This window comes from Caballeronia sp. LZ032, assembly GCF_031451315.1.
GTDB lineage: Bacteria > Pseudomonadota > Gammaproteobacteria > Burkholderiales > Burkholderiaceae > Caballeronia.
Map to the genome: position 1 here is coordinate 432564 of NZ_JARUXP010000002.1, position 22573 is coordinate 455136.

Sequence of the window (22573 nt, forward strand, 5' to 3'; positions counted from 1 at the left end):
CGCGGCCATGCTGACGAGCAATCTCTTTCTGCTGTCGATCGGCGTGCTCACGCTGGTCGTGCTGGCCGTGCTCGGCGCGGTGGTCTACTTCGCGCTGCATGGTTCGCATGCGAAGCCGCAGGCCGAGCGCAAGATCGTGCGGCTGCGCTCGGATTCGCTGCGCAGCGCGTTCCGGCAGGCGGTCGAACTGATCGAGGGCAATATCGCCACGCGCGCGGAACGCTACAACATTCCGTGGGTGATGATCCTCAACGAAGGCGACGATCCGCGTCCGCTGCCGATCGCGCAGGCGGGCGTGGCGAGCGTGCTCGGCGCGGATGCGTCGAGTCTCGCGGCTACCGACGGCATCTCGTGGCACTTCTTCGATCGCGGCATCGTCGTGGATATCAAGGCGGCCTATCTCGGCTCGCCGGATGACGACGAAGGCAAGCCGTGGGACGAGTTCCTGAGCCTGTGCCGGAATTATCGGCCGCAGCGTCCGTTCGATTCGGTGGTCATCACGGTGCCCGCAGCAACCCTGCTCGCCGACGACACCGATGCGCGCCTCGAACTCGTGCGCCACGCGAAGCTTGCGCATCGCCGTTTGTGGCTCGCGCAGAACCGCTTCGCGATGCGTTTCGCGGTGTATGTCGTGGTGACCGGTTGCGATGCGCTGCCGGGTTTCGCGACCTTCGCGCGCGCGTTGCCGGAGCCGCTGCGCGCCAGCATGCTCGGCTGGTCGTCGCCTTACGATCTCTCGACCACGTATCAGCCCGGCTGGGTCGATACCGCGATGAACAGCGTGATGCGTTCGGTGTCGGATGCGAGCGCGGAACTGTTCGCGCTCGATCCCGCGCATCTGGATGCACGCCAGTTCCTGCAACTGCCTTCGCGCATCGACGCCATGCGTGCGCAGCTTCAGTCCTACGTGGATGAACTGCTGCGCGCGAGCGCGTACCACGAGCCGTTCTTCTTCCGCGGCATCTACCTGACCGGCGATGCGAGCGAGTTCGCGCAGTGGAGCGTGGCTCAGGACGCCATGACCGCCGCACCGGAAGCATTGCCGGGAGACGAAGCGCCCGAAGCAGAACACGAACTCGGCGATGGCCGCCGCGAACCGAACGCGCACATCAACGACCTGATGTTGCAGCCCGCGTTCCTGCGCGATCTGTTCGAAAAGAAGATCTTCTCCGAGTACGGCCTCACACGTCCTTCGCGGTCGCAGCATCTGACGCGGCCGGTGCTCAATCGCGCGCTGCGCTGGGGCGGCGTGGCGCTGCTGGGCGGCTGGGGCATCGGACTGGTAGTGGCGACGGCGCAGCTGAGTCATCGCAACGGCGAACTCGTCGCGGCGCTCGGTTCGCTGCATCGCGATGCGGCCGAGCGTGCCGCCGCCGCGCAGCAAGGCCAGGACATGCCGGCCGACTGGTACCGGCGCAAGGCGCTCGGCCTGATCGCGCTGAATCAGAACATCAAGACCGGCACGGGGTGGACCGTGTTCATGCCGGGCTCGTGGGCCTTCATCGACGATCTCAACGCGCGCGTGAAAGAGCGCTTCGAGCGTGAGTTCGGCGAGATTGCGGTGGCCGCGCTCGAACGCCAGATGGTCGCGCGCGTCAGCACGCTGACCGGCGTGGGACGCGACCCGAGCACGGGGCAACTGATCATCGGCGACGACTGCGCCGCGCCCGCCGGCGCGCGCAGCGATGCGCTCGCGCCCGCGAGCCTCGCCATCGACGATCTGCCCCAGATGCGCGCGCTTCAGCTGTACGTGAACAACGTCGATCAGTTCGACGCCGCGCTGCAGGCGCTGCAACGCTTGCAGCAGCCCTCGTCGGGCAACGCCGACGCGCTGCGGCTCGTCGTGCGCTATGCGCTCGGCGCGGAGTTGCAGGGCAGCGTCGCGGACAGCGTGCCGTACTTTCATCGCGCCCGTGCGGGCCGCGACGGCGTGGCGAGCACGGATGCGGGCGTCGACGTGAATGCGGTGCGCCAGGCGTTCCGCTGCACCCTCGACAAGGGCGCGCAGCAACTCGACAACGGCCTGTTCGCGAACAATCCGCTGCTCACGGCGGAACGCGGCATCAGCGAGCATCTGAATGGACTCGGCATGGCCGATGGCAACGCCGGCGACATCACGCGTATCGCGGCGGGCTATCGCGCGGTGGTGGCGGGCGTCGATACGCAGCGCGAACTGCTGGCCTCGGGCAAGGGCGGCTGGCTGCATCAGGCGCAGTTCATGCCGGGCGCGGTGTATGACCGCACGCTCTCGCGTATCGCGCAGAACCGCCTGCTGGGCGCCGATCTCGCGAACCAGATGCGCCAGCGCGACGACACCGGCTTCCAGGCCTTCCGCAGCGAACTGGCGCTGCGTTTCGGCGGCGCGGACAGCGGCGTGGTCTGGTCGGACAAGGACGCGCGCTACACGGTGTCGCCGGGCCGCGCGGCGCTGCGCGATGCGTTGTCGAACCTGCTGAACCAGCCGTTCATGATCGCGCCGCGCGACCGCGAACTGCCGACGCTCGTCGATGGCACCGCGATCGTCTGGGACCGCACGCAGCTCGATCAGGCGCTCGCGCTCGGCGACATGCGCAAGCGCTTCCTGACCGATGGCCTCGTGAACCTGCCGGCGACGGCGCGTCCCGCTGTCGAGACGGCGCTCGACCAGCAGTTTGCGCGCTTGCTGATTGCGCAGACGGCGTCGGCGGCGAACATCGGTCCCGCAGCGCCGCTGAGCGATGCCGACACCGCCGCCTTCGACGCGGCGCGGGCGCGGATCGCGCGCATCGGCGCGTTGCTGACGGAGCTCGGCGCGAGCGCGCAGATCGACGAACTGAATTCGCTCGTGTCCGGCGATGCGATGCAGCACCTTCAGCGGGTCGACGAGGGGCTCTCGCAATCCGAGCTGTACGCGACGCGTCAGGACCTGCCGGACACCGCGCACAGCACGCGTGCGCCGATTCTAGCGGCCTTCGGCGTCAACGATGCGGCCGGTCTCGCGCCGTATCTGGATCAGCAGGCGCAGCGCGCGCTGGCGCTCGGCAAGCAGGCCGCGACCTATCTCGCCGCGCTCGATAGCGCCGATGCCGCTTCGCCGCTGGCGCAGCGCTGGCAGGCCATCGAACGCGATCTCGAACGCTATCGGCTCAAGAACCCGAACAGCAGCCTGCTGCGTCTGGAGCAATTTGCTTTGTCGGTGGCGGCGGATCCGAATGGCGCGGGCTGCATGTCGAAGTTCTCGGGCCGCGTGTCGAGCGGCGGCGGCGACGATTTCTTCGCGACCCTGCATGCGCGTCTCTATGACCGTCTGCTGGCGCGCTGCCGCTCGGGCTACGTGTTCGACCTGCGGCAGGAATGGGGCAATTTCGCGAGCGCGTTCAACGAGAGCGTCGCGGGCCGCCTGCCGTTCGAGAGCGCCAGCATGCAGCCGGTGGCGGCGCGCGCGAACGCGGCCACGCCGACCGTCGCGGACTTCGGCGAACTGGGGCAGGTGCTGAAGCGTTATGACGCCGTGTCGGAGACCTTCCATGCCTCGGGCTCCACGGCGTCGCTGACCAACAACAAGGTGCGCCAGTTCATCGACAACTTCGATCAGGTGAAGACGCTGCTCGCGCCGCTCTATCCGTCCGACGACGGCGCACCCAACGGCTATGACCTGAACGTCGAGTTCCGCGTGAACCGCAATGCCGAAGTGGCCGGCAACCAGATGATCGACTGGACGCTCACGACCGGCTCGCAAAGCCTGTCGATGAACGACACGCCGCGCACGCTGCACTGGGACTTCGGCACGCCGGTCGTGCTCACGGTGCACTTCGCGAAGGACTCGCCGCTGGCCGCCGCCGCCGATCCGCAGCAACGCGGCTACAGCACCGACGGCCGCACGCTGACCTGGCAGTTCAACGATCCGTGGGCGCTGATCTCGTTCGTGAACCGTGAGCGCGTGGCGGATGCGGGGCCGCGCGGCGATCGCATGTCGCAACTGCTGCGCCTCGAATTCCCGTTGAGCACGGCCAACCCGGCCGATCTTTCGCTGTTGCCGAAGCAGGCGCGCGGGCGCCTCTTCATGCGCGTCACGCTGATGCCCGCGGGCAAGAAGACGCCGCTGCCGTGGCCCGGCAGCTTCCCGGTTCGGGCACCCGAATGGAGCGCACTATGAAACAGGCCTATCCGATGGAAACCGTAGCGACGGTCGTGATCGACTTCGACGCGCTGCTCGAACCGGTCAGCAACGACGACGACAACCACGGCGCGGGTGTGTCGCTGCGCTATGACCCGGTGTATCAGCAGATCCGCGATGCGCGCCGTCACGACGACGCCACGCTGCCGATGGGCGAATGGGAACGGCCGCTCGTCAAGGCGGACTGGAAGCGCGTCGCGGCGCTGTGCTCCGAGGCGCTCGCCACCCGCAGCAAGGACTTCCAGCTGGCGGCGTGGCTGTGCGAGGCGTGGACGCGGATGCATCGCGTCGAAGGGTTGATCGCGGGCACGCGGCTGATGATTGCGCTTGCCGACCGCTACTGGCCGCACGCATGGCCCGAACTCGAACCCGGCGACGCAGACGCGCGCACTGCGCCGTTCGCGTGGCTCAACGAAGCCTTGCCGCTCGTGCTCACCGTGCATCTGCCGCTGCTGATGATCGAGGATCGCGAGCCGGAGTACGTGAACCTCGACGAATGGCAGCACGTCATCACGTCGCAGGCGGGCGAGGGCGCCACGCTCACGCGCGATCTGCTCGACAAGCACGTGCGCCGCGCCGGCAACCTCGCGGCGCTGGTGTCGCTGCATCAGCAGGTAGAGACCGCGCAGGCCGCGTGGCGTACCTTCAGCGCGCGGCTCGACGAGCGGCTGGGACACGACGCGCCGCATCTGGGGCGCGTCGCGGACACGCTCGGACGCGTGCTGCAAGCGGTGACGAGCCTGCTCGGCGACAACGCGCGGCCGGCGCCGGCCGAGCCGATCCATGTCGGCGCTGCACTCGCCCACACTCAATTTGCCTCGCAGGAGCACGCCATGGACACCGTGTTGCACGAACTCCCGACGACGCCCGTTGCTCCCGCGATGCCGCTGAGCGTGGCGGGCGCCGTCCCGCTCTCGCGCGTGGAGAGTCGCGCGCATGCGTATCAGTTGCTCGAACTCGTGGCGGACTATCTCGCCGAGCAGGAACCGCACAGCCCGACGCCCTTCCTGTTGTGGCGCGCGGTGGCCTGGGGCAAGATGCCGCTGCCCGAACTGATGCGCGAAGTCGTGCGCAGCGAAGGCGACATGGCCCGTTATCTGTCGATGCTCGGCATCGAATGACGCTGGTTCGCTCCATGGGTTCGCTCCATCACCAAGACAACAATCATTGACCAACGGGTCCTGTCATGAACATGCCTGCCAGCTTTCCGAGGATTTCGTCGCTCACGCCCACGCTGGGCGCCTTGCCGAGCCCCGACGAATGGATCAAGAAGACTTCGTTGACGTTCTCGAAACGCAGTCCGTCTACGCTCGCCATGGACGAGTGCTACAAGGCGTTCTACGCGCAGGTCAACAAGTCGCCGGATCAGGAACGCTACGCGGCGCACCTGCTCTACAACCAGATGAAGGTCTATCTGCGCGAGAAGCATGGAATGTGGAGCAAGTGCGAGCGCAACAAGGCCAGCAAGGGCTTCATGGCGGACCTCTTCAAGGCATTGGAGAAGAGCGTGGCGGTGGCGCCGTCGGTCGGACATGCGGCGGCGCTGGCCAAGATCGATAGCGAAGAGATTCCGCATGCGCGCTTCGGCGTGCTGTACCTGCTCTCCAACATCTCGGTCGAACTGAGCGCGGCGAACTACGCGAGCATGGCGTTCGAAGGCCTGAGCGTGGCGGGCACGGCGGTTTCGCTCGGCACGACCTTCGACATCTCAAAGAACGATCCGACCAAGCTGTCTGGCGACAGCGGCAACGCCATTTTCAGCGCGACCGGCAACAAGATGACCTCGAAGTCGGTCGGGATGGGCAAGCTGCCGAGCCAGAATGCATCGACGTTCATCAGCGCAGGCGGCGGGGCGCTCGGTCTCGGCAAGACGATTGCATCGACGGACGGCACCAACCAGAAGGACGACAGGGTGCTCGGCGCAGCGTTCAGACCCGACACGCCGTTCAAGCTTGCCGAGCAGTGGCAGAAGTTCAAGCAATGGGTGTACAACAAGATCGTCGGCGTCATCGAGACCCTGCGCACCAAGATGCTGGCGGACGGCGACTGGCCCGCGTCGCTGGCCGGCAGCGCGATCAAGGCGCTGATCGAGAAGGCGGTCGTGGCGATCTGCCAGGCGTCCGCGCCGTATGTCGGCTCGGGCATCGAGATCTTCACCGGGCTCGCCAAGACCTTCGCGGCCGTGGCCCAGAAGTTCTCCATGGTGTCCTTGCGCAAGAAGTTCGAATTGCGCGAAGGACATCCGGCCGAACTCGCACGCGCCATCGAAGAAGAGATGGAGATGGATATCGGCGCGGGCGTCAAGGACGTGCTGAAGGGCGTGGGCGGCCTGTCGGCGCAGATCTTCCTGCCGGGCGCGGGCGCGCTCGTCAGCGCGGTGATGACGGCGATCGAATGGCTGGTCAAGACCATCATGCGTCTGGCGGAAGCGCATCGTATCGGCGATTTCCTGAAGCTCGCGCGGCAGATGTACGACCGCGAGCCGCGTCAGAACTATCAGACGGGCAACTTCGCGCCGGCGGCCAAGGACCGTGGCGGCCTCGTGCATGACACGGCGCGCTTCACCGAGTTCTTCAAGGAGGGCTGCAAGGCCAGCGCGATCATCCCGATGCTCACGCTGAACACCGGCATCTGCGGCAGCCTGATGACGATGATCCGCATGGTGAACGATCTCGGCGATACCTCGCAGCGCAGCTATGACGCGGGTACGGACTACTTTTCCGCGTTGAAGCACTACGCGGCGAAGTACATGCGCGATTCCGGCTTCTCGTTCAAGGCGCGCGAGCGCAAGGAAGTGATCCTGCACACGAGCGATGAAACCACGAAGCAGAAGGCGGCCATCAAGAGCGTGCAGGGACTGTTGAATCACGCGCTCAATTCGCACCAGGTCATGTCGGACTGGAAGACGAAGGTGGGGGCGGCGGTGCTGGCCTGAGCGTTGAACGAGCCCGCGCGGCAGGGGCGTTCGCGCTACGCGAAGCGCCTCGCCGAGAACCGTTCCAGCAGCGCGGGGCGTTCCCCTGCGATCAGTTGCGCCGACCACGGCCCGCCCGCGAGCACCACGCGGTCCGCGGGGATGCCGCGCCCATCCGCCGTACCGATCTCGATGCCGCGCACGCTTGCGTTGAGTGGCAATCTCCATGCGGGCGCAACGTCTTGCTTCGATCAACGGCCGCGCCAGCGCCTGCACGAAGCCTTGCGGATCGCACCGATGACGCGCGGACGGAAACACGACTGCTCCTGGACTGATCGCGATCAGTCCATGTCAAGCAGGGCAGTGCGTCGGGCGTTATCGAAAATCGGCAAACCTGCGGGCGTGCCTCATTTCCCGTACATGTCGAAATCGAAGTACTTCGCCTCGATCTTGCGATACGTTCCATCCTTCAGGATCTGCGCGATCGCGCCGTTCAGCGCGTCCCGCAAGTCCGGGTCCGACTTGCGCACGCCGGCGGCGTCGCCGTCGCCCATGATCTTCGCGTCATACACCACGTTGCCCGCGAACGCGTAGCCCTTGCCCGCCGGCGTCGAAAGGAAGCCGAGCTGGCCCTGCACGGCGTCCATCAGCACCGCATCCACGCGTCCGGCCGTCAGGTCCGCATAGGCCTGGTCATAGCTGGGGTACGCAACCACTTCGACGCCCGCCGCCGCCCACTTTTCACGCGCGTAGGTCTCCTGCACCGTGCCTTGCTCGACCGCGATGCGCTTGCCGGACAGCTTGGCCGCCTCGGGCAGCAGATGGTCGCTTGCCTTCGCGATCAGGCGTGTCTGGTTGCGATACAGCCGGTCCGTGAAATCGATTTGCTGGCGGCGCTTTTCGTTCGCCGCCATCGAGGAGAGGATCACGTCGAACTTGCGCGCCTGCAGACCGGGGATCAGGCCGTCGAAGCTGCTTTGCACCCACACGCACTGCGCCTTCAGCTGCGCGCACAGTGCATTGCCGAGGTCGATGTCGAAGCCGTGCACCTTGCCGTCCTTGGCGACGGATTCGAACGGCGGATAGGTCGGATCGACGCCGACGCGGATCGTCTTCCATTCCTTGGCCTGGGCCAGCGTGGCCGTGGCCATCAGGGCAAACGCGGCAGCGTTCAGCAAGGTCCGGGCGCGGGTAATTTTCATGTGGGCTCCGTGTGGGTGGTGTCGTTGATTGAATGTTCAGGCCGTGCGCTCAACTTGGGAATTCGCCGCGCGTGAAGTCTTCGTCGAGGGCGATGGAGTCGGCAATCTCGTCCACCGTGACCGGCTTGATCGGCGCGCGGATGCGGTAGTAGCCGACCTCGGCAACCGGACGCTCCTGCACTTGCGCGATCAGTTCGCCGACCGTCGTGCCGCACCAGCGGCCCTGGCACGGTCCCATGCCGCAGCGCGAGAATGCCTTCATCTGGTTCGGGCCCTGGCAGCCGAGCGCCGCGATGCCGCGCACTTCGCCCGCCGTGATTTCCTCGCAGCGGCACACGATCACGTCGTCGGCGGGACGGCGCAGCGCGGCGCGTGGCGTGTAGAGCGCATCGAGCAACGGCCGCACGGCAAGGTGCCGCTTCAGCGCACGCAAGGCGGGGCGGCTGCGCGCATCGCGCGTCGGCGCGTCCAGCACGCCCAGTTCCCGCGCGATCTCCAGCGCCGCCAGCGTGCCCGCGAGCGCCGCCGCCTTCGCGCCGCCGATGCCCGCGCCATCGCCGGCAATCCAGACACGCTCGACGCTGCTGCGCCCGCGTGCATCGGTGCGCGGCCGCCAGCAGGCCGAGGCCGTATCCCATCGATGCTCGCAGCCGAGCGAGCGCGCCAGTTGTGTGGAAGGGATCACGCCCTGATGCAGCAGCACGAGCGATGTGTCGATGGCACGCGGCACGCCATGTTCGTCGACGAAACGCACGCGCTCCGCATGAGCCTCGCCTTCGATGGACACCACGCGCGCGCCGCGATGCACCGGAATGCCCGCGCGCTTTACCGCGCGCATCATGCGAACGCCCTTGAGCAGATAGTCGGCGCCCGCGAGCGCGGGCAGGGCGTGCGGAAAGGCGGCGCGCCAGGCATCGCGCGGCGTGGTGTCGATGATGGCGCGCACCTGGCGTCCCGCGTTCAGCAACTGCGACGCGAAAAGCCACAGCAACGGTCCGCATCCGGCCAGCACCGCATCCCGCGACGGCGCGAGCCCCGACGACTTGAGCAGCGTCTGCGCCGCGCCGACGCCCATCACGCCGGGCAGGGTCCAGCCGCGCACCGGCCACGGACGCTCCTGCGCGCCGGTCGCGACCAGCACGGCGCGCGCCGCGATGTCCAGCGTGCCGCCGGCGTCGGCGCCGTGCGGCCGGCGCGTCAGCATGGCGACCGCGCGGCCGTCCTCGAAGGCAATCTGCCATACGGACGCACGCGACAGCAGCCTCGCGCCACTGGCGTCGAAACGTTCGATCAGATCGCGCCCCGCCAGATAATCGTCGCCGAGCACGTGGGCGTCGGCGAGCGGCGAGTGCCCGAGGTTGCGGTAGATCTGCCCGCCCAGGGCTTCGCCCTCGTCGGCGACGATCACCTGGAGACCCGCCCGGCGCGCCTCGATGGCCGCCGCCATGCCCGCCGGTCCCGCGCCGACGATCAACAGGTCGCAGAGCGGCTGCGTCGACAGTTGCGTCATGCGAGCCTCGCCCGGCCGTCCATTGCGCGCACCCGCATGCCGTCACGCACGCGCGTCATGCAGGCCTGCACGTTCGGCACCCCGTCGATTTCGACGAGACAGTCGAAGCACACGCCCATCATGCAGAACGGGCCGCGTGGCGCGCCGCTGACCGGCGTGGTACGGCACGCGGCGAGACCGCTTTCGAGCAGCGCCGCCGCCACCGTGTAATGCGGCGGCACGCGCCGGAGCGTGCCTTCGAGGTCGACGGACACCATCGGCGTCGGCCCGGTGGCGAGGGATTCAAAGAGCGTGGACATCGGCGGAACTCGAAAAGCGCGTGGCGACAAAAGGGTGAATCAGCGCGGGCGGCGCACCGCCCGCGATCCATGGCGCGATGACGTCCGCGTGCGCGGCAGCCAGCGTCACCCCGCTGTGACAGATGGCGAGGAACGCGCCCGGATGCGCGCGCGATTCCTCGTAGACCGGCAGGCCGTCGGGCGTCATGATGCGCAGCGCGCCCCACGCCCGCACGATGCGCGCGTGCGCAAGCAACGGAAACGCCGTGCGCGCGCGCCGCGCGATGTCGGCCATGACGGCGCGGGTCTGGCCGTCGTCGAACCCGACCGGTTCGGCGGAATCGCCCAGCAGGACCGAGCCTTCGGGCGTCTGCCGCACGACCAGCGTCGGATAGTCGAGAAACGGCGCAAGCCGCTCGGTCACCATGATCTGTCCGCGCAAGGGCGTGATGGGCGCGTGCATGCCGACCATCGGCGCGAGGCGGCGGTTGTCGAGCCCGGCAGCGAGCACGACGCGTTCTGCTTCCAGCGTGCCGCCGGATGTATCGATCTCGAAGCGGTCCGCGCGCGGGCGGATCTCGCGCACTTCGTTGCGCGGCAGGTAAGTGCCGCCGAGCAGCGCAAAGCCCTGCTGCAGGGCGCGCAACGTGTAGAGCGGGCTGGCGTGGCCATCGTGGGGAGAGTAGAGCGCGCCCGCGAGCCGGTCCGACGCCGCCGGCACACGCGCCTTCAACGCGGCAGGGTCGAGCACCTCGTAAGTGAGTAACGGGTCCTGCGCGCGGATCGATTCGAGCAGGTTTGCACCTGCTTCGAGTTGCTCGGCGGTTTCACAAAGCTCGATGCCGCCAGGCCGCTCGAAGCCGGTATCGACGCCGGTCTCGCGCCGCAGTTGCGCCGCGAATGCACCCCAGCGTTCCGACGACTGGCGCGACCACTGCGCATAGGGCAGACAGCGACCGCCCTTGCCCTGCACCCAGACGAGCCCGAAGTTGCCGCGCGCCGCGCGATGAGCGGAGTCCGCGCCGTCGCAGACGGCCACGCGCTTGCCCGCGCGGGCGAGTCCGTAGGCGATCGCCATGCCCACGAGACCGCCGCCCGCCACGAGGTGATCGAAGCGGCGCGCCGTGTTATGGACCGGTTTGTCCTGCATGAATGAGGTTTCCTGCCTGCTTTTACAGATCGAGGACGAACTCTGACGGCGGCAAAATACGCCGTCAAATGTCGATTTGTCCGTCACCTATAATCCAGTGTTATGACCTCCTCCGACCTCAAGATCCGCCAGATCGAAGCGTTCCGCGCCGTGATGCTGAGGCATACCGTGACGCGCGCCGCCGAATCGCTGCATATCTCGCAACCCGCCGTGAGCCGTCTCATCGCCGATCTCGAAGAACGCGTGGGCTTCGTGCTGTTCGAGCGTCAGCAGGGCCGGCTCGCGCCAACGGCCGAAGCGCGCGTGCTGTTCGAGGAAGTGGAGCGGGCGTTCGTCGGCATGGACCGGATCGCGCAGGCCGCGCAGCAGATTCGCGCCATGCGGCGCGGCTCCTTGCGCGTGGCGGGATCGCCCGCGGTGGCGCTGGACTTGTTGCCGGCCGTGATCGCGCGCTTCGTCGAGCGTTATCCGGGCATCGACGTGATCCTGCTCGCACATAGCGCCACGACGGTGGTGGAGAAGATCGCGTCGGGACAATGCGATGTCGGCTTGATCGCCGAGCCCATTCCGCATCCCGCCGTGAAAAGCGAGCGGCTCGGCAACGCCGTCATGCGCTGCATCGTGCCGCGCGGACATCGGCTGGCGCGGCGCGCGTCGCTTAAGCCGGACGACTTGCGCGGCGAACGTTTCGTGTCATTCCCGCAGAGCTTCGACGCACGCAGCGCCATCGACCGCGTGTTCGTGGAGGCAGGCGTGAGCCGCGACCTCGTGATCGAGGCGCAACTGTCGCAAGCGATCGTCGCGCTGGTGGCGAACGGCGCGGGCGTGGCGCTGATCGATCCGGTGACTGCCGCCTATGCCCGGCCGCGCGTGGCGGTGAAGCCCTTCACGCCTGCCGTGCCGGACCATTTCTACATCGTGACCAACGCCTCGCAACCGATTCCGGCCGTCGCGCATACCTTCTGCGACGCTGTCAGGGAGGCGTTCGGGCGGCTCATCGCCGACGGCTGAAGCCTTCAGCTTTCAACCCGACCGCCCCACGACCGTAGCCGCATCTCCGCCGTCCAGCCCGTGCCGCTCGGAGGCATCGTCGATCGTGCGGTCCGGGTGAATCATGAGCGTCATCAACGCGCCCAGCAGCAGGAACAGCAGCGAGCCCACGAACGGCAGGCTCCAGTTGCCGGTGGCGTCGATCACCACGCCGAACACGACCGGCGAGATGATCGTCGCGAGCGCGGCGCCCGTGTTCAGCATGCCGCTCGCGGTGCCGGCGTGGAGCGGGGCGATGTCCATCGGCACGGCCCAGATCGGGCCCACCGTCAGTTCGAGCATGAAGAACGCGCCGGACAAACACGTGGTGGCCACCGTCAGGTCGCGGCTCAGCATCACCGGGATCATGAAGCCGAGCGCACCCAGCAGGCTGAACGCGATCACGCCCTGACGCGCCTTCCTGAGGCTGCCGGTGCGCTTGAGCACGCGGTCGCTGAGGAAGCCGCCGGTCACGTCGCCGACCACGCCCGCGAGAAACACGCCCGACGCGAAGATGGCCGACTCCTTCAGGTTGAGTCCATAGCCATGCAGGAAGAACAGCGGCACCCAGCTGAAGAACAGCGTGTTGCTCCATACCTGGCAGAAGTACACGAAGATGGTCGGCGACATGCGGCCGAAGATGCGCCGCCAGGGCGTCGCGGCGCGCGCCTGCGAAGGATCGGCGGCGGGCGGCAGCAGCGCCAGTTCGGCTTCGTTGATGCGCCGGTGCGCGCGCGGGTCGTCGCGGTAGTACCAGACCCACACGACGATCCAGATCGCCGTCAGCACGCCGACGATGACGAACGACAGGCGCCATGAATAGAGCGTGGCGAGCAGCGCGATAAGCGTCGGCGCGACGGCATTGCCGAGCCGCGACGACGAGTGCGTGATGCCCTGCACGAAGCCGCGGTCCTTCATCTGGAACCAGTTGGCGATGGCGCGCGCTTGCGCGGGCAACGCGGCGCCTTCGCCGATGCCGAGCAACAGACGCGCCGCGCACAGCGAGGCCAGTCCGCCGACCATGCCGGTGGCGATGGTCGCGACCACCCAGATCGCGCCGCAGACGAACAGCGTGCGGCGCGCGCCCATGCGGTCGGCGAGCCAGCCGCCGACGATCTGAAAGATCGCATACGTATAGCCGAACGCCGAGAACGCGACGCCGAGCGTGGTGTTTGACAAGCCCAGCTCGGCCTTGATCGGCCCGGCGGCCGCGGCGAGATTCACGCGGTCGAGATAAAGAATGAACGACATCGCGCAGAGCAGCGCGAGCACCACTTTCTGAACCTGCGTGCGCGGGGCGCGCAGCGATTGCGAAACCATGTCTCCTCCAGATGCGATGGCCGTGTCGGCGCGTGCGTGCGCCGCCGGCCCTTCTATTCACATTGCCTTGCTCAGGCGGTGGCGGCTTGCGTCGAGTGCGCCATGCGGCAGGCGAGATCGAACGCGCGCGCCATGGCGGTGCCGCTCGCGCGTCCCTGTCCGACGATGTCGTATGCGGTGCCGTGCGCGGGCGTCGTCACCGGGATCGGCAGGCCGCCTTCCACGGTCACGCCCACTTCGAAGCCGAGCAGCTTGGTCGCGATCTGCCCTTGGTCGTGATACATCGTGACGATGCCGTCGAGTTCGCCGGCGCGGGCGCGCAGGAAAATGGTGTCGGCGGGATAGGGGCCGGTGGAGGCACAGCCGCGTTCAGCGGCGAGGCGCATGCCCGGCTCGATGATGTCGGTCTCCTCGCTGCCGTAGTTGCCGTGATCGCCGTTATGCGGATTGAGGCCGCACACGCCGATGCGCGGTTGCGCAACGCCCGCCGCACGCAGCGCCGCCGTCAGCATGCCGATGGCGTCCGCCACCGCTTCCGGCGAAAGCCGCTCGGACACTTCGCGCAATGGAATGTGCGAGGTCACGCGCGCGGTCCACAGCGGGTCCAGCACGTTGAGTTCGCCGCACACGCCGCGATGGTCCAGCAGCTTCGCGAACCAGCGCATCTCGTCTTCTTCCTGCATGCCGCCGGCGCGCAGCGCGCTCTTGTTGAGCGGGCCGAAGCACACGGCATCGGCATGGCCTTCGGTGACCTGCTGCACGGCAAGCCGCAATGAATCGAGCATGAAGCGGCCGCTCGCCTCGCTGATGACGCCCGGCTCGAACACGGTGTCGCTGCCGGCCCACGGCAAGATTGTGAGCCAGTCGCTGGCCTGCGGAACCGGCACGTTCGCGGCGGCGGCGCCACGGGCGAGGGCGTCGCGGTTGCCGATCAGCGTGACGTGGGCGCGCTGGCGCGTGGCGGGATCCGCCAGCAGACGCGCGATGATCTCCGCGCCGATACCGGCGGGGTCGCCGATGCTGAGCGCAATGCGTACGGGAGTTGAATTCATGAAGCTCCGGCGATGACAGTGGGAACGCTCCGCTTCTTGCGAGCGGAAAGTCCTTACGTTAAGGACAAACACGCGCTCACGCCATCACTCATTGGCTTATGCAGGTTTCGCCTTTTGCGAAACCGGCTGCGCCAGCAGGTCCAGCACGGCGAGCGTCGAGGACGACAGTTCATCGGCGGGAAGATGGCACAGCAGCATCTGGCGCACCGGCCACGTGCCTTCGATCGGCAGGATGCGGAAGCGCTTCCCGTCGGCCAGCACGCGCGCCACGCCCAGCGGCATCACGCCGATGCCGACGCCCGCCGCGACCATCGCCGTCATGCTGTCGAAGCTGCCGACGCGAATGCGCATGTGCAAGGTCCGGTCCATCTGGCTGGCGAGACGGCTGAGCGCGATCGAGATGGCCGAGCCTACGGTAAGGCCGATCACGTCGCAGTCGAGCAGGTCGGCGGCGCGCACTTCGGTGTGCGCGGCGAGCGGATGATCGGCGGTGGTCAGCACGACCAGCCGGTCTTCGCGATACGGGCGCGTCGGCAGATCGAGCCGCCCGAGCGAGGCTTCATAGATGCCGATATCGACCGTGCCGCGCGTCAGCGCCTGCATCACGCCGTGACTGTTGGCTTCCTGCAAGTCGATGTCGATACCCGGATGCGCCGCATGGCAGCGCTGCACGTCCTCGGCGAGGAACTGCAAGACCGCCGACGTGCACGCCGCGATCTTCACGACGCCGCGCGCGCCTTGCCGGAACGCGGCGGCATCTTCATGCATGCGCTCGGCGGTGTGGATCATGCTGCGCGCGTGAGCCAGCAACGCGCGGCCTGCGTCGGTGAGGGTCATGCCGTGCGGACGGCGCTCGAACAGCGCGACGCCGAGTTGCGTCTCCATTTCGCTGATGCGCCGTGAAGCGGCAGCGGGCGCCAGCGCGAGGCGCTCGGCGGCCTTGGTGATCGCGCCCAGTTCCGCGGTGGCCTCGAACAGGCGCAGCGTCTTCAGGTCGAACTGGATGCGGTCGGAGCGGCGCGTCATGGCTTGCCTGATGAAAGGAACGTGCCGATTCTAGCGCGGGCGCGCCCCGGCACCGTCAGCCGATTATTCACACTTCGTGCAGAATCACTTCACCGTTATGCGGTCGAAGCGCGGACGCGCGGCGACTAGAATGGCCACCATCGAACCATCAAGGAGACGAGCAGCATGAGCAAGTCCTATCGCATCGCCGTGATTCCGGGAGACGGCATCGGCGTGGAAGTGATGCCCGAAGCGCTGCGCGCGCTGGATGCCGTGAGCAAGCGTTTCGGCATTGCGCTGGAATACGAGCATATCGAATGGGCCAGTTGCGATTACTACGAAGCCCACGGCCAGATGATGCCCGACGACTGGAAGACGCAACTGCAAGCCTGCGACGCCATCCTGTTCGGCGCGGTGGGCTGGCCCGCGAAGGTGCCGGATCACATTTCGCTGTGGGGTTCGCTGCTCAAGTTCCGCCGCGAGTTCGACCAGTACATCAACCTGCGGCCCGCGCGCCTGTTCGAAGGCGTGCCTTCGCCGCTGGCGAAGCGCAAGGCCGGCGACATCGACTTCATGATCGTGCGGGAAAACACCGAGGGCGAGTATTCGTCGGTGGGTGGCGTGATGTATGAAGGCACGGAGCGCGAGTTCGTGTCGCAGACGTCCATCTTCACGCGCAAGGGCTCGGAACGCGTGCTCAAGTTCGCCTTCGACCTGGCGCAGAGCCGCGCGAAGAAAATCACCGTGGCCACCAAGAGCAACGGCATCTCGATCAGCATGCCGTGGTGGGACGCGCGTGCCGCCGAAGTGGCCGCGCAGTATCCGGACGTGACGTGGGACAAGCAGCACATCGACATCCTGTGCGCGCGCTTCGTGCTCAGCCCGGACCGCTTCGACGTGGTCGTCGCCACCAACTTGTTCGGCGACATTCTTTCGGACCTGGGTCCGGCCTGCACGGGCACGATCGGCATCGCGCCGTCGGCGAACATGAATCCGGAACGCGACTTCCCGTCGCTGTTCGAACCGGTCCATGGCTCGGCGCCGGATATCGCGGGCAAGGGCATCGCCAATCCGATTGCCATGATCTGGTCCGCCGCGATGATGCTCGAGTTTCTCGGCGAGCAGCAGGCGCACGACGCGATCCTCGCCGCCATCACCGACGTACTGAAGGACGGCCCGCATACCGGCGATCTCGGCGGCAAGGCCAGCACGAGCGAAGTGGGCGGCGCGGTGGTGGCGCGCCTCGGCTGAAGCGGATCATCGACAACGGGGACACGGCATGACTCAGACCGATGCAAGCAGCGACGGCGACGTCCGTCTCGTCATCGAGGGCGCGGCGGCGCACGTGGTGTTCGACCGCGTGGCCGCGCACAACGCGATGACCTGGCACATGTACGAGCAACTCGAAGCGATCTGCGAACGCCTCGCCGCGTCACGTGACGTGCGCGTGGTGACGTTTCGCGGCGCGGGCGGCAAGGCCTTCGTCGCGGGCACCGACATCCGGCAGTTCGGCGCGTTCGAAAGCGGCGAGGACGGCGTGAACTACGAGCATCGCATCGAGCGCATTCTCGGCGGCATCGATGCATTACCGATGCCGACGCTTGCCATCGTCGATGGCTGGTGTGTGGGCGGCGGGCTCGCGATTGCCGCCTGTTGCGACCTGCGCATCGCAACGCCCAACGCGAAGTTCGGCGTGCCCATCGCGCGTACCTTGGGCAACTGCCTCGCGATCGGCAATACGGCGCGGCTCGTCGCCGAGTTCGGCATCGGGCGCGCCAAGCGCATGCTCGTGCTGGGCGACATGCTGAACGTGGATGACGCACTGTCCGCGGGCTTTGTGTTCGAAAGCTGCGAGCCGGATCAGCTCGATACGCGTGCCGCCGCGCATGTGGATCGGCTCGCGCGCAACGCGCCGGTCACGATGCGCGTGACCAAGCAATCCATCTCGCGCATGCTCGCCGCTCTGCCGCTGCAAGGCGACGATCTCGTGCGCGAGTGCTACGGCAGCCGCGATTTTCATGAGGGCGTCGCGGCGTTCACGGAGAAGCGGCCGCCGGTCTGGACGGGCGAGTGACGCCGGGCGGCGCGCTCCTCGCTCACTCTCTCACTTTCACGCTCAAACACGCGACGCGCGGGCCGCAAGGTCAGCGCGTCGCTTTCGCACGTCCGTCATCCGCACGTTCCCGCATCGCAACTACGGGAAATACCGTAGATTTGCCGTACCAACTTATATGATAAATTCGTCATACAACAAAGCGGTTGCCATCGGAAGGCGATGACGGGCTGCGGTTTTGCAGGCTGCATCGCCACAGAATAAATGGAGACGACATGCAATCAGTGACGCGGCGCAGTTTCCTCAAGACCGTTTCCGCGGCGACCGCCGCCGGCGCCATGACGGGCTGGTCGGGCAGGGCCAGCGCGGCGGAGTTCCGGCTCAAGTACGCAAACTTCCAGCCTGTCACGCATCCGATGACCGTGCGCGTCAAGGAGATGGCGCAGAAGATTCGCGAGGAATCGAACGGGCGCATCGAGTTGCAGGTCTTTCCCAACGCGCAGCTGGGCTCGGATGTCAGCATGTTTTCGCAGCTGCGGGCGGGCTCCATCGACTTCCTGACGTACTCGCCGCTCTCGCTCGGCGTGATGGTGCCGGACGCGCAGATCAGCGGCGTCGGCTTCGCGTTTCCGGACTATGACGCAGTGTGGAAAGCGATGGACGGCGACCTTGGCGCCTACGTCCGCCAGAAGATCGACGCTACGCCGCTGTTCGCCTTCGAGAAGATCTTCGACGGCGGTTATCGCCAGATCACCACCAGCACGCGCCAGATCACGCAGCCCGACCAGTTGAAGGACCTGAAGATCCGGGTGCCGTCGAGCCCCTTGTGGACCTCGGTGTTTCGCGCATTCGGCGCGTCGCCGACGACGCTGAGCCTCGAAGAGGTGTACTCGGCGTTGCAGACGCACGTGGTGGACGGGCAGGAGAATCCGCTCGTGCTGATCGACACCACGCGCTTCTATGAAGTCCAGAAATACTGCGCGCTGACCAATCACATGTGGGACGGCTTCTGGTTCCTCGGCAACACGGCGAATTTCAAGAAGCTGCCGCCGGACATGCAGGAGATCGTGCGCCGCAATGTGAACGCCGCCGCGCTCAAGGAGCGCGCCGACGTGAAGGCGCTCAATGATTCGCTGATCACACAACTGAAGGGGCACGGCTTGCAGTTCAACGAAGTCGATCACGCGGCGTTCCGCGATCGCCTGAAGAGCGCGGGCTTCTATGCCGACTGGAAGAAGCGCTTCGGCGACACGCTGTGGGCGAAGCTCGAACAATACACCGGCAGGATCGGCTGATGCAGAGCGCCGTCTACAAGAAAGGCGAGGCGGCGCGTCATCCGCTGCAGCGCATGCTCGTCTGCGCGAGCCGCGCGGCGATGCGGCTGGCCGGCGCGCTGGCGGCGTTGCTCGTGGTGGCCGAAACGGTGATCCTGTTCGCGGGCGTGGTGGCGCGCTATGCGTTCGATGCGCCGCTCGTCTGGTCGGACGAACTCGCGTCCATCCTGTTCGTCTGGCTCGCGATGTTCGGTGCGGCGCTCGCACTCGATCGCGGCGAGCACATGGCGATGACCGCGCTCGTCAGCCGGCTGCCCGCGCGCTGGCAGACCTGGTGCCGCACGGTCGCTGCGATGCTGGTGTGCGTGTTCGTCGCGCTGATCATCGTGCCGGCCATCGGTCACGCGCAGGCCGACATGGCGATCACCACGTCCGCGCTGGAAATTCCCGTGGGCCTGCGCACGGCGGCGCTGCCGGTTGGCGCGATCCTGATGCTGATCGCCTCGCTCGCGGTGCTGGTGCGTGAAAGCTCGCCGCGTCAGCTGGCGCTGGCCTTCGCCGTGCTGGGCGCGATCGGCGCGGCGTTGTGGTTCGCACGTGAACCGCTGGCCGCGATGGGCAATTACAACCTGCTGGTGTTCTTCGTGCTGCTGCTCGGCATGGCGATCGCGGCCGGCATTCCCATTGCCTTCGCGTTCGGTGTGGCCACGGTCACGTACCTGAACCTGGCGGCAGGCATCGACGTGAGCATCGTCGTGAATCGCATGGACGAGGGCATGTCGCAGATGATCCTGCTCGCCGTGCCGCTGTTCGTGCTGCTCGGCGCGCTGCTCGATCTGTCCGGACTGGCGCGCGCGCTGATCGAATTCATGGCGGCGTTGATCGGCCATCTGCGCGGCGGCCTGCAATTCGTCCTCCTGGTCGTGATGTTCCTCGTTTCGGGCGTATCGGGCTCGAAGGTAGCCGACATGGCCGCCGTCGCGCCCGCGCTGTTTCCCGAAATGAAAGAGCGCGGCTGCGATCCGCGCGGACTCGTTGCGCTGCTGGTCGGATCGGCGGCGATGACCGAGACCATTCCGCCGAGCATCGTGCTCATCACCATCGGCGCCGTATGCGGCATCTCCATCACCGCGCTGTTCACCGGCGGCCTGCTGCCCGCGTGCGTCGCGAGCCTGGCGATTGCGGCCGTGGTCTGGTTCAAGACCCGTTCCGAACCGAAAAGCCTGTTCCGCCGTGCGCCGCCGCGCGAGATCTTGCGCGCCTTCCTGGCCGCGTTGCCCGCGCTCGCCCTGCCGGTGCTGATCCGCTCGGCCGTGGTCGAAGGCGTCGCGACCGCGACCGAAGTGGCGACCGTCGGCGTGGCCTATACGATTGTCGCGGGGCTCGCGCTGCATGCGTTTCGCCGGCATATCGAGTTCCGGCGGCTGTATCCGATCCTGATCGAAACCGCCAGTCTGTCGGGAGCCATTCTGTTCACGATCGGCATGGCGACGGCCATGTCCTGGGCGCTGACGCAGTCGGGTTTCTCGGCGTCGCTGGCCGCGTTGATGGAGAGCGTGGCGGGCGGGCGCATCGGCTTCCTGGCCATTTCGATCGTCGTGTTTCTTGTGCTCGGCAGCGTGCTCGAAGGCATTCCGGCCGTCGTGCTGTTCGGTCCGCTGCTGTTTCCGGTGGCGCGCGCGCTCGGCATCGGCGACGTGCACTATGCCATCGTGGTCGTGCTGTGCATGGGCGTCGGCCTGTTTGCGCCGCCCTTCGGCGTGGGCTTCTATGCGGCGTGCATGATCGGCAAGACCTCACCCGACGGCGTAATGCGCGGCGTCGTTCCGTATCTGCTCGCGCTGCTGCTGGTGATCGTGGTGGTCGCGTTCGTGCCGTGGATTTCGACCGGATTCCTGCCGACATGACCCTGCCCATCTTCGACGCCCACCAGCACTTCTGGGACACGCGCCTTAACACCTATCCGTGGCTGTGCGGCGAGACCATCGCGAACTTCCGCTATGGCGACTATCGCACGATCCGGGCGCCGTACCTGCCGGAAGATTACCGGCGCGACACACAGCGTTTCCGGCTTGCGGGGAGCGTGTATATCGAGGCGGAATGGGAGCCGCGCGATCCGCTCGGCGAAATGGAGTACATCGCGGAACTCCGGCGGCGGGAAGGCTTGCCGAGCGTCGCCGTGGGACAGGCGTGGCTGGATCGCCCGGATCTCGACGCGACGCTTGCGGGACTGACGCGCCATGCATTCGTGCGCGGCATCCGTCACAAGCCCCGCGCCAATGCCGCGCCGGGCATGAGCGCGGCCGGCGGCATGAGCGACGCGGCGTGGCGCGCGGGTTATGCGCGGCTTGCGCAACACGGCCTGCATTTCGAATTGCAGACGCCGTGGTGGCATCTGCACGAAGCGGCTGAATTGGCGCGCGATCATCCGGATACGCGCCTTGTGCTGAATCACACCGGTCTGCCCGCCAATCGCAGCGCCGCCATGCTCGCGGCGTGGCGCGATGCCATGGCCGAGCTCGCGCAATGCGATAACGCGTGGGTCAAGATCTCGGGTCTGGGTCAGCCCGGCATGCCGTGGACGGCGGAAGCGAACGACTGGATCGTGCGCACGACCATCGAACTGTTCGGCGCCGGCCGCTGCATGTTCGCGAGCAATTTCCCGGTGGACAGCCTGTGCGCGACGTTCGACGAAATTTATGACGGCTTCTTCGCGATCGTGCAGGACATGAGCGAGGCCGATCAACGGCGCCTCTTCCATGACAACGCAGTGGCGTTTTACGCGCCAGCCTGATTCACCCCTTTGCACCACGCGCCGGCTTTTCGATCACCGTATCGAGCCGCGCGCGCGACAGCCGTTGCGCGGCCGCGCCGCGGTCGCCGCTCCAGAAACTGCGATCCACCTGCTGGATGCGCATGGCCGTGCGCTGCATGTGCGCGTGCGCCGCCTGACGCGCGGCGTCGGGGTCGCGCGCCTCGATCGCGGCCGCGATGGCTTCGTGTTCCGCGCGGACGTCGTCGGCGAGATCGGCGCGGCGCGCCTCGTTGGTCCGCGTGATGCGGATGGCGTCCTGGAGCGCGTGCGTCAGCATCGACAGGAGTTCGGTGAAGTAGGGATTACCCGCCGCGCGTGAAATGGCCAGATGGAATTCGAGGTCCGCCTCGACGCCGTCGCCGCCTTCGGCCACCGCGCGGTCGATGGCCTTGAGCGCACGCCGGATCACGCTCATTTGCGCCACCGTGCGCCGCTCGGCGGCCAGCGCCGCCATCTCGGCCTCGATGCCGCGCCGCAACTCGATGATGCGCACCACGCCCGCCGCCGGATTGAGCTCGTCGCGCGCGAGGCGGAACACCTGCGCGGCCTTCGGATCGAGCACGATGGTGCCGCTGCCCTGGCGCGTGTCCACGAGCCCCTCGGACTTGAGGCGCGAGATGGCCTCGCGGACCACCGTGCGGCTCACGCCGTACTGCTCGGTCATGAACTTCTCGGTGGGCAGGCGCGCATTCACCGGGTAGTAGCCGCTGCGGATCTGATCCACCAGCAGCCGCGTCACGCGGTCGGCGAGGGTGGATTCGTCGTTGTTCATCCTGGCGTCTTGCATGATCGGAAGCGATGAGTTCGGGTCACTG

18 protein-coding genes are annotated in these 22573 nt (G+C 67.1%); 9 read left to right on the top strand and 9 right to left on the bottom strand.

The features are described from left to right. Positions 1-7: 7 nt before the first annotated feature. From QCE69_RS17465 to QCE69_RS17475, 3 genes are all read left to right on the top strand, one after another. Positions 8-4135, top strand: a complete 4128-nt coding sequence (locus QCE69_RS17465) for a type VI secretion protein IcmF/TssM N-terminal domain-containing protein (RefSeq protein WP_309932077.1) — start codon at positions 8-10, stop codon at positions 4133-4135. After that, positions 4132-5277, top strand: a complete 1146-nt coding sequence (gene tssA / locus QCE69_RS17470; protein ID WP_309932078.1) for a type VI secretion system protein TssA — start codon at positions 4132-4134, stop codon at positions 5275-5277. The genes QCE69_RS17465 and tssA overlap by 4 nt, the downstream gene beginning before the upstream one ends. A gap of 65 nt (positions 5278-5342) precedes the next feature. Continuing rightward, positions 5343-7091: a hypothetical protein gene (locus QCE69_RS17475; RefSeq protein WP_309932079.1), complete on the top strand. Its 1749-nt coding sequence runs from the start codon at positions 5343-5345 to the stop codon at positions 7089-7091. Positions 7092-7126: 35 nt separating this feature from the next. Here the strand turns inward: QCE69_RS17475 and QCE69_RS17480 are convergent, their stop codons facing one another. From QCE69_RS17480 to QCE69_RS17500, 5 genes are all read right to left on the bottom strand, one after another. Beyond that, on the bottom strand, positions 7127-7291 hold the full coding sequence (locus tag QCE69_RS17480; RefSeq protein ID WP_309932080.1) for a hypothetical protein: 165 nt from the start codon (positions 7289-7291) through the stop codon (positions 7127-7129). Positions 7292-7477: 186 nt separating this feature from the next. After that, entirely contained in the window at positions 7478-8272 is a 795-nt protein-coding gene (locus tag QCE69_RS17485) for an ABC transporter substrate-binding protein (RefSeq protein WP_309932081.1), read from the bottom strand. Positions 8273-8321: 49 nt separating this feature from the next. Beyond that, on the bottom strand, positions 8322-9782 hold the full coding sequence (locus QCE69_RS17490) for an NAD(P)/FAD-dependent oxidoreductase (RefSeq protein WP_309920839.1): 1461 nt from the start codon (positions 9780-9782) through the stop codon (positions 8322-8324). Continuing rightward, complete coding sequence (locus QCE69_RS17495; protein ID WP_309932810.1) at positions 9779-10039, bottom strand: (2Fe-2S)-binding protein; 261 nt, start codon at positions 10037-10039, stop codon at positions 9779-9781. The genes QCE69_RS17490 and QCE69_RS17495 overlap by 4 nt, the downstream gene beginning before the upstream one ends. A 25-nt stretch (positions 10040-10064) precedes the next feature. After that, positions 10065-11210: an FAD-dependent oxidoreductase gene (locus tag QCE69_RS17500; protein ID WP_309932082.1), complete on the bottom strand. Its 1146-nt coding sequence runs from the start codon at positions 11208-11210 to the stop codon at positions 10065-10067. 102 nt (positions 11211-11312) lie between these two features. Here QCE69_RS17500 and QCE69_RS17505 point away from each other — a divergent pair, with 102 nt between their 5' ends. Then, positions 11313-12221: a LysR substrate-binding domain-containing protein gene (locus QCE69_RS17505; protein WP_309920845.1), complete on the top strand. Its 909-nt coding sequence runs from the start codon at positions 11313-11315 to the stop codon at positions 12219-12221. Positions 12222-12233: 12 nt separating this feature from the next. Here QCE69_RS17505 and QCE69_RS17510 read toward each other — a convergent pair whose 3' ends face one another. From QCE69_RS17510 to QCE69_RS17520, 3 genes are all read right to left on the bottom strand, one after another. Then, entirely contained in the window at positions 12234-13559 is a 1326-nt protein-coding gene (locus tag QCE69_RS17510) for an MFS transporter (RefSeq protein WP_309920847.1), read from the bottom strand. Between the two features lie 71 nt (positions 13560-13630). Continuing rightward, on the bottom strand, positions 13631-14611 hold the full coding sequence (locus tag QCE69_RS17515; RefSeq protein WP_309932083.1) for a 4-hydroxythreonine-4-phosphate dehydrogenase PdxA: 981 nt from the start codon (positions 14609-14611) through the stop codon (positions 13631-13633). A 96-nt stretch (positions 14612-14707) separates the two neighbouring features. Continuing rightward, complete coding sequence (locus tag QCE69_RS17520; RefSeq protein WP_309920855.1) at positions 14708-15637, bottom strand: LysR family transcriptional regulator; 930 nt, start codon at positions 15635-15637, stop codon at positions 14708-14710. Positions 15638-15802: 165 nt separating this feature from the next. On the opposite strand from QCE69_RS17520, the gene QCE69_RS17525 reads away from it, so the two are divergent. The 5 genes from QCE69_RS17525 to QCE69_RS17545 all read left to right on the top strand — a co-directional run bounded on the left by QCE69_RS17525 (position 15803) and on the right by QCE69_RS17545 (position 21737). Further along, positions 15803-16867 (top strand): tartrate dehydrogenase, encoded by a 1065-nt coding sequence (locus QCE69_RS17525; protein ID WP_309920859.1) that lies wholly within the window; start codon positions 15803-15805, stop codon positions 16865-16867. Between the two features lie 28 nt (positions 16868-16895). After that, positions 16896-17690, top strand: a complete 795-nt coding sequence (locus tag QCE69_RS17530) for an enoyl-CoA hydratase/isomerase family protein (RefSeq protein WP_309932084.1) — start codon at positions 16896-16898, stop codon at positions 17688-17690. A 254-nt stretch (positions 17691-17944) separates the two neighbouring features. Continuing rightward, positions 17945-18964, top strand: coding sequence for a TRAP transporter substrate-binding protein (locus tag QCE69_RS17535; protein WP_309932085.1), 1020 nt, complete (start codon positions 17945-17947; stop codon positions 18962-18964). Continuing rightward, positions 18964-20850, top strand: a complete 1887-nt coding sequence (locus QCE69_RS17540; RefSeq protein ID WP_309920868.1) for a TRAP transporter large permease subunit — start codon at positions 18964-18966, stop codon at positions 20848-20850. The genes QCE69_RS17535 and QCE69_RS17540 overlap by 1 nt, the downstream gene beginning before the upstream one ends. Continuing rightward, positions 20847-21737 carry an amidohydrolase family protein gene (locus tag QCE69_RS17545; protein WP_309932086.1) on the top strand — a complete coding sequence of 297 codons (891 nt, stop codon included), beginning with the start codon at positions 20847-20849 and terminating at the stop codon, positions 21735-21737. Before QCE69_RS17540 ends, QCE69_RS17545 begins: the two co-directional genes overlap by 4 nt. A gap of 1 nt (position 21738) precedes the next feature. Here QCE69_RS17545 and QCE69_RS17550 read toward each other — a convergent pair whose 3' ends face one another. After that, positions 21739-22530 (bottom strand): FCD domain-containing protein, encoded by a 792-nt coding sequence (locus QCE69_RS17550; protein ID WP_309932087.1) that lies wholly within the window; start codon positions 22528-22530, stop codon positions 21739-21741. Positions 22531-22573: the final 43 nt, after the last annotated feature.